This window comes from Paenibacillus sp. E194, from assembly GCF_000935845.1.
Taxonomy (GTDB): Bacteria; Bacillota; Bacilli; order Paenibacillales; family Paenibacillaceae; genus Paenibacillus_B; species Paenibacillus_B alvei_B.
Genome location: NZ_JMDX01000475.1, coordinates 1 through 1,638, shown reverse-complemented (window position 1 = coordinate 1,638; position 1,638 = coordinate 1). Strand labels below are relative to the sequence as shown.

Genomic DNA, 1,638 nt, shown 5'->3' with positions numbered 1-1,638 from the left:
TAAAAATCAGTACGCAACTCTTGATCACGCGATAGAAATCAAGCGGTTTGCTGATGCCCTCACGCGCCATTTCTTCTCCAAAAACAAAGATTCGCAGATGCGAGAAATACACCTTGCGAGGTGTAATCGTGGTCATGCGTCGTATCGCTTGGAACACCGTATTTCCTTTTGCACTATATAACGTTACAGGAGCTCTGTTGCCGCTCGGTTTGCGTGCCGATACCTCGCCCGGATCGACAACCTGCACAAAAACCTCATACTGCCCATTCTCTGCTTTATCAATGCCCATTCCTACCGCTATGGCCAAATCATTCATCTCACGCCGATTCCAGCAGCCAGAGACGAGCAGACCAAGCAGCAGAAGCAGCAGGCAGCTGATGAGAACGGATCTCCGCTTCATGACTGTCGCCCCCCTTTTCACTTGATGATATTGTTATTTTGTTGGTGGCTTAGGCTTAGCTTGTTCCGGAGGCTGCTGCCGATTTTGATTGTTCGGACTCATGTAGCTTGGTCTTGTCCGCATTGCCCACTGCGGCAACCTAAAGATCGTATCTTTCTGATCTTTGATAATGATAGGTGCAAGCGGACTCATATAAGGAACGCCAAAAGAGCGCAGGCTGCACAAATGGAGAACAATGGCGATCAGACCAATGCAGACCCCGAACAGCCCGAAAGATGCAGCGAGCAGCATGAGTGGAAAGCGAAGCATGCGGAACGCATTCGACATGCTGTATGCGGGAAATACGAAGCTGCAAATCGCCGTCGTCGACACAACGATGACCATCGCAGCAGAGACGATACCCGCATCGACCGCAGCTTGTCCAATGACGAGCGTTCCCACAACTGACACTGCTGGCCCAATCATTCTTGGCATACGGATTCCCGCTTCCCGAAGCAGCTCGAATAGAATCTCCATCATAATCGCCTCGAAGACAGCAGGAAAAGGAATCCCTTCCCGCTGTGCCGCCAAGCTGATCAGCAGCTGCGTTGGAAGCATCTCCTGGTGGAATGTCGTGATTGCGACATATAGTGATGGCCCTAACAGCGCGATGAAGATGCCGATATAGCGAAGGATACGAACAAGAGTGCTAATGTCCGATCGGAAGAAGTAATCCTCAGCCGCATGGAGGAAGGATACGAATAACGCAGGCACTACGAGCACGGACGGTGTGCCATCCACGATAATGGCGATCTTCCCTTCCAGCAGCTCTGCGGCGATGACATCAGGGCGCTCTGTATTGTATACCGTCGGGAAGGGAGTAAGCGTCTTATCCTGAATCAACTCTTCGATATATCCGCTCTCCAGAATGCCGTCAATATCGATTTGAGCCAGACGGTCTCGCACCTCTTGTACGACCTTGTCATTGGCGATCCCTTGAATGAACATAATCGCGACATTCGTTTGTGTGAGACGACCGAACGACTTCGTCTCCACGCGCAAATCCTGATGCTTGATCCTTCTCCGAACCAGTGATGTATTCGTTCGTAGTGTCTCAGAAAACGCCTCACGAGAGCCTCGAACAGATGGTTCTGTTGTTGCCTCTACTACACCGCGATCCTTCCATCCCTGTGTGCAGGCCGACAACCCTGTTGTATAGCCATCCAAGAGCAGTACCGTATTGCCGGATAATACTCCTT

The 1,638-nt window shown here is 51.0% G+C and carries 2 protein-coding genes; both read right to left on the bottom strand.

Annotated features, from left to right (window positions below):
• Nucleotides 1-400: Ger(x)C family spore germination protein (locus AZ66_RS29035; RefSeq protein WP_044358102.1), on the bottom strand; the 400-nt coding region annotated here is incomplete at its 3' end.
• A 33-nt stretch (nucleotides 401-433) separates the two neighbouring features.
• Nucleotides 434-1,638: spore germination protein (locus AZ66_RS29030; protein WP_044358101.1), on the bottom strand; the 1,205-nt coding region annotated here is incomplete at its 5' end.